Genomic DNA, 6,110 nt, shown 5'->3' with positions numbered 1-6,110 from the left:
AACTAACGTATCGCAACGCCGTTTTTGGCGGATCGTTTTATATCGTAAAGCGCCATATCCGCGCGTTTGATAAGCTCCTCGACGCGCTCGTTGCGCCGATAGACCGCGCAACCCACGCTGACGGTGATCGCGGGTAACGAATCGATTTTGATCTCGCGAACGCCCTCGCATATTTTTTGACCGATTTTGACCGCCTCTTCTTGCGAAACGCCGCGCATAGCGATACAGAACTCCTCGCCGCCGTATCTCGCGGCTATATCGACGCTTCTGCATTTCGAGCGCAAGAACGCCCCGACCGATTTTAAAACTTCGTCGCCCGCGAGATGTCCAAAAAGATCGTTGAACTTTTTAAAGTCGTCTATATCGAGCATAATGAACGAGAGCGGCGTAAGCTTGTCGGCGCTCTCGTCGATCGCGCCGCGTAGCAACTCCATAAAAGTAGCGTGATTAAACAGCCCCGTAAGACCGTCTAGTCGCGACCTCTCGCGATAGAGATCGAGATTTTTTGAAATCTCGCGCTTTTGCAAAAGTTGGGCGCGCGCGTCGTTTAACGTCGCGGCGCGATCGGTGAAATCCTGCCGCAAGAGTCTAATAATAATCGCCTGTCCGTTTTTAAACGACATCGCGTCCGCCGCCAAAGCGACGTCTCCGTCGATCACGCCGTCTTCTTGCCATACGCCGGAGCTAAAACTGCCTTCCTTTTTGCGCTCAAAAAAGGCTTCGGCGTCGATCACAAACGCTTCTAGCATAGGCGAAATAGTCCAAGGCTCGACGCACGCGCCGTTTGCGGAAGGCGGAAACAGTCTGCCGTAAAACTCCGGCGGATCGCCTAAAATACGGTAGCGACTTGGTCCTTCTCGTTCTAACGTTACGATGTTAAGTTCGCGCAATATATCTTGAGCCAATATCGAACTGTTATTCATGACGTTCCCTCCGATATGTTTGCGGCAAGCAACATATCGCGCGAAAGTAACTCGAACGCCGCGTTTACCGAATCGCCCGTTTTGGCGCTGGTCTTGATAACCTTAACGCCGTCTAGCGAGATTTCCTCTATTTGCCGATCGGCGATCTCCCACTTATCGCATATATCCGATTTGTTGATAAGCAGATAATTTGGGGCGCTTTCGCCGATAATATTGAGCGCGAGATCGCGAATGGTTAGCGCCTCGCCCAGCGTTTCGCTTCTCGTTCCGTCGGCTATTACGAAAAAGCCGGACGCGCCGCGCAGATGCGACGCGTTTATGTTTGTGTATATATCCTTGCCTTCCAAATCCCATATCACAAGCGTCACGGGGGGCGACAAGGCGCAAGAAAGCTCTTTTTTGCTGATCTTTACGCCGATCGTAGATAGATACCGATCGTTGAATATGGAGTGAACATATTGCCCCACCAGCGACGTTTTGCCGACGGAAAAAGCGCCTAACATACAGATTTTTTTGCTTATCATCGATCTTTCTTTCGCTGGTTAATACGCGGCGGTCGATTGCAACAGGCGCACTCGCATCTCTATTCGTCTGCTTGCTTGATCGTATTTTGCCTCTTCGTTTTTTGGATACTTTGAACCCATGCCATACGTCTCGACGGGAATCGCGCTCCCTTTTTTGTAAAGCTCGGCGGCGATCGCGGCGGCTCGCGCGCGGCTGATCTCGTAGTTGTATTTCGCCGTTCCCGTCGCGTCCGCGTGCCCATATACGACGAGGCTTGGGGTTAGCCCGACTTTGCCGGCGGCGCTCTCTAGCTCGACAAGCATATCCACCGCTTTTTGCAGTTTTGGCGCGTCCTCTTTAATTGGATCGGATTTTCCCACCGGAAACTCAATTCCAATCGCTTCGATCGCCTCAATCAGCTTGGTAATCTGTTGCATATACGGATCGCTTAGTCCGTCTAAATTGGCGCTCTTTACGCCCGGAACCTCTCGCAAAACCCGCTTAGCGTAGTTTATCCACTCTAGCGGCGCGGCGCCTTTCAGAGTTACCGCGCCGTCTTCAAAACTCATCGTTACCTCGCGCGGCGCGTTTAGCAGCGAACCGACTCGCTTTTTCACAATCTCCGGCTCAAGCGAGACAAACGGCGTATAGACTATCTCTATACGCGCCGCCGCGGGATTGTTGGCGATTGTCTCTTCGGGTTTTCTAGCGAGATCGTCCAACAAAAGTCGCAAACGAGTTTTGCCGCCGTCTATTTCATCTCGCGCGATTACCAAAACGCCCGGCTCTTTGGTCAGCGATTGGATCGCGTTCGATATGTGGTTGTCTAGTATCAAATGCCGCCCGTATATAAAGCTAAGAGCGGCGAACAGACCGATCAAAACCGCGATCGCGATCGCTTTGCCCCACGTGGGCAAAGGCTTATGCTCTTTTACGTAGCGCGCCTCCAAAAGCGGATACAAAAACCTCGTCGCGTGCTGAAACGGCGTTAAATCGCCGTTAAACTCCGATAACTGCGCGACGTATTCGATCGTTAGGCGATCGAGCGCGTCGCGAATGCGCGCGCGAAACTCGGCGCTTGGCGTTCCGCGAACGACGCACGCCAAATAAGCCTCGTTTTGCTTTTCTATAACAATCGTGCGAGCGCCCATGTTAAGCGACTCTAAATGATCGTGCGCGTCGCCTTTGAAACAGTCGCGCGCAAAGTCGTTGATGGCGGTAAGCATCGCGCTGACCATATCCGCCTCTTGGTTTTCCACGCCGTCCCTGAATATATGCGCTAGCGCCAGTCCCGTTTTGCTATGCACAAAAAAGATCTGATCCACGCTATAGACGACCGTGTGGAGTAAAACGACGTCGCTAAAACTTTTGCCGGCGCGCCAAGCCTCTATGCGCCAGCGGATTCCGCGCCATGAGAGCGAGTTTTCAAGACTTTTTGAGAAATTGTTTAGCGCCGTTCGCAGATTTTCGGCGATCGATTTTCTAATGGAAGGACCCATCAGCGGAAACAGCAGATCGACAAACTCGTTTTGACGCATTTTCATCGACTTGGAGACAATTTGCTCCACTAGCGGAGACATCGCGTAGGAAAATCTTTCGTCCTTGCCCGCGCGCGCGACGATAGAATCGGATATTATCTTCATCATTTCGCCCGCGCTGAAACGCCCGCCGTCAAGCGTTTGCTTAAGTTTGTCGATTATAAAAATCTCGCGTTCAAACAGCCGCCTTCTTAGCTCTATAAGTTCCGGATCGCTTACGGGCGGCGGCAGATCCTTCCAGCGTAACTCACGCTCTCTCGCCTCTTTGGCGATCGTCTTTTCCGGAGAAAACCGCTCCGCGCTTTTTTCGGCGGACGCGGCGAGCGCGTCGTCGTTTTGAGCGTTATTTCTCATCGCTCGCGCAGACCCCGATTTCGTTTGCCTCGCCGTCGGCTAATTCGGCAAACGCCTTAGCGAGCGCGGTTTTAGCGACCAGCTCTCTGCGCAATAAAACGGCTAGGTCGTTTAACGCTCTTAGCGCGTCGTTATGCCGATCGTTCAAAGCGCATAAAAGCCGCGCGCTCATTTCGCTTTGGGCTGTTGAAAACGATTCGCTTAGCGCTTCGAGGCTTGATTTAAGCTCCTCGCTAAGACGCTCTTCTTTGCTTTCGATAAAGTTTTTGTCCTCGCTTCGTCGCGACGACTCCTCTTGAATCTTGCTATGAAACAATCGTTCCTGCCGCTGTAGCGACTCGACAATCTCGCTTTTAAGCGCGTCGATGCGCGAAACGAAAAAATCCTCCAATTTTTTGATGCGTTCTTCTATCTGCTGAACCTGCGCGCCAAATAGTAAATTGCGCACCTGCTCCATGCCGCTAACGGCGTCTTGATTGTTTTCGGGCATTGCCGTTCTCCGTTGTTTGACTCGATAAATAGTCGATTGGTTGCTTATAATAGCGAAAGAAAATCGATCGGGACTTGATAGCGTGCAAAGCGTTTAGTTTTGACCTAAATGGCGGCGTTCAAACCGTTTTTAAGGCTAAAACAAATAATCGTTATTATATGATACGTAGCTTTGGAGAAAGGACGAGAATGCTGTTTTTGGATTTCAGTTCGCTGTTTATACAAGTCGCGTTCGGTTTAAAAAAACAGGGGCTGATGTATTCCAAAGACCGCTTGCGCTTGGCGTTTCTAAACCGTCTTTTTGCTATCGTCGCGCGCTTTCATAAATACGGGAAACTTCATATTTTCACGGACTCCGGCAAGTATTGGCGCGCGGAGATTTTCGCGGGATATAAGAAAAAACGCGCCGAAAGACGGCAAAACGACGACGTGGATTGGGATAAACTCCACAATCTGCAAGATTCGATAATAGACGAGATGAGAGAGAATCTGCCCTACGCGATAGTTTCTATCGACGCTATGGAAGCCGACGATCTTATCGCTTTTGCGTGTCGCTTTTACGCGCCGAAAGACAAACGCCACCTTATTATCTCTTCGGACAAGGATTTGACGCAGCTTTTGCGCGCGCCAAATATCAGCCAGTGGAGCGTGGGCAAACGCAGTTTTTTAACGTTCGATCCGCACGCTTTCAAAGCGCAGCTTTTGCGCGGCGATAGCTCCGATAGCGTGCCCAGCATCTACCTAGGCGACGAATATCTTATTAAAAGCTCCGGCAGAAGAAAGCTGACGGACGCAAGGCTAAAAGAGATCGATATTTCTAGCGTCGAGAGTTTCAGGGCGTATTACAAAAACGATTCGGAGCTTGAGCGGATAACGGCAAACTACAACCGCAATCGCGCGTTAATCGATCTAAGGCGTATCCCCCGCAAGTTTCTGCCGCTCTTTCGCGCGGCGCTCAGAACGGCGCAAAAAACCGCCAAAACAAGCGCGTTAAACGCCGAGCGATACTTAGAGAAAAACAATCTGCTCAAAAAATTCAGAGCGCTTGAGGCGCGACAAAATACGATAAACGGGCGGCGTCGCAAGCCGTCGCCGCAAAGAGGGATCGAAACGCGCGCGAAAACCCCGCCGCAAAACGCTCGCCAAGAGACGATCGGCTCGCAAACCGACCAAAAGTCATAGCCCATAAACTCGAAATAAGCCCCGCGAGCGCTTGGTCGTTTATTACGAAAAGCTAGACGATCTAAAACGCGCTAACTAAGCGGTTGCGGCAAATTATAAGAGCAAACAAGTCTCGCCGCTATGCCCCAGCGTGGAAATTTGGTTGCGATTTCTCGCAGATGATGGTAGAAAACAAGCTCTTGAACGATCAACCGATCGCAAAAGCGCCGACAATCGGTTTTCGCCTATTTTCTCCCGCGCGCGACGGCGCGATAAAGCCGCGCAAACTAACGACAACGCCTTTACCAAAAACCAAAGCGCCAAAATCGCGGCGCGCAATCGACGGAATTTTTGGCGTTTTTTCAAAACCGCGCTAATGCTTTATGAGCGCCGCTATAAAAGCAGAGCCGATATAACGCAAAAAGAGGCAAAAATCGCGCGGCATAACGCGCATTCTCATTCCTGTTTCTCTCCGTCATTCCCGCGCGGAGCGATAGGGCGGTTTGCCGCCCGTAATCGCCGGAGAAAGGCGGGGTTCCGTCTTTTATACCCTCGGCGTATTTAGATAGATAACCGTTTCGCGGGTATGACAAAGAGAGCGCGGCGGCGGCGTTTTGGCGATCCGACGACAAGTTTAAGGAGCGCCGAAAGCGATTGGGAAGTAGCGTCGGCAAGCGATCAAATAAACTTTACGCGGGCGGATTTAGCGGAGTATCCCCATTAAATCTAGATCGCATTTCGCCCTTATATATTGCGAAAAGTTTCCAAGCAGTTCGCCTTCGCTAAGCCCGTCTTCTGGCCACGTGGCGTTGACGTCCGCGATAGCGTGTCCGAAATGCTCCTCTAGCGTCCTCGCCACATGCATAGCGCCCTCCTTGTCGGTCGCCGGCATAACGACAAAGAAAACGTCGTTTTTACGAAAAATAACGTCGGCGGTTCTTAACGTATCTCTAAGCGCCTTGAACATACGATCGGCGTCGTGATACTGCAAAAACATAACGGTGAATTTTCTTTGTTCTTCTCGAATACGCGACAATTCGCCGATTTCGTGGCGAAGAAAAGGTCTAAAATCCGCAAATTCTAACGTCTGCCCCGCCATTGTCTCTCCTAAAATATCATTTTATGTAAGTCTAGCGCTTTT

At 51.0% G+C, this 6,110-nt stretch carries 6 protein-coding genes; 1 reads left to right on the top strand and 5 read right to left on the bottom strand.

The window, feature by feature from the left end; genetic code table 11:
- Positions 1-2: 2 nt before the first annotated feature.
- From LBF86_05335 to LBF86_05320, 4 genes are read right to left on the bottom strand one after another with little or no spacing between them, the layout of a single operon-like run.
- A complete protein-coding gene (locus LBF86_05335; protein ID MDR0664927.1) occupies positions 3-923 on the bottom strand; it encodes a GGDEF domain-containing protein in 921 nt (306 codons plus the stop codon).
- Positions 920-1,447 (bottom strand): GTP-binding protein, encoded by a 528-nt coding sequence (locus LBF86_05330; protein ID MDR0664926.1) that lies wholly within the window; start codon positions 1,445-1,447, stop codon positions 920-922. Before LBF86_05330 ends, LBF86_05335 begins: the two co-directional genes overlap by 4 nt.
- A gap of 18 nt (positions 1,448-1,465) precedes the next feature.
- Complete coding sequence (locus tag LBF86_05325; GenBank protein MDR0664925.1) at positions 1,466-3,319, bottom strand: OmpA family protein; 1,854 nt, start codon at positions 3,317-3,319, stop codon at positions 1,466-1,468.
- Entirely contained in the window at positions 3,309-3,809 is a 501-nt protein-coding gene (locus LBF86_05320; protein ID MDR0664924.1) for a hypothetical protein, read from the bottom strand. The genes LBF86_05325 and LBF86_05320 overlap by 11 nt, the downstream gene beginning before the upstream one ends.
- A gap of 188 nt (positions 3,810-3,997) precedes the next feature.
- On the opposite strand from LBF86_05320, the gene LBF86_05315 reads away from it, so the two are divergent.
- The gene (locus tag LBF86_05315) at positions 3,998-4,990 is read left to right on the top strand and encodes a hypothetical protein (GenBank protein MDR0664923.1); all 993 of its coding nucleotides are present in this window, start codon (positions 3,998-4,000) and stop codon (positions 4,988-4,990) included.
- 682 nt (positions 4,991-5,672) lie between these two features.
- Here the strand turns inward: LBF86_05315 and LBF86_05310 are convergent.
- Positions 5,673-6,068 (bottom strand): hypothetical protein, encoded by a 396-nt coding sequence (locus LBF86_05310; protein MDR0664922.1) that lies wholly within the window; start codon positions 6,066-6,068, stop codon positions 5,673-5,675.
- Positions 6,069-6,110: the final 42 nt, after the last annotated feature.

It is taken from the genome of Helicobacteraceae bacterium, from assembly GCA_031258155.1.
Classification (GTDB): Bacteria; Campylobacterota; Campylobacteria; order Campylobacterales; family SZUA-545; genus JAIRNH01.
The sequence above is the reverse complement of the archived record's forward strand: the minus strand, read 5'-3'. Positions and strand labels throughout refer to the sequence as shown.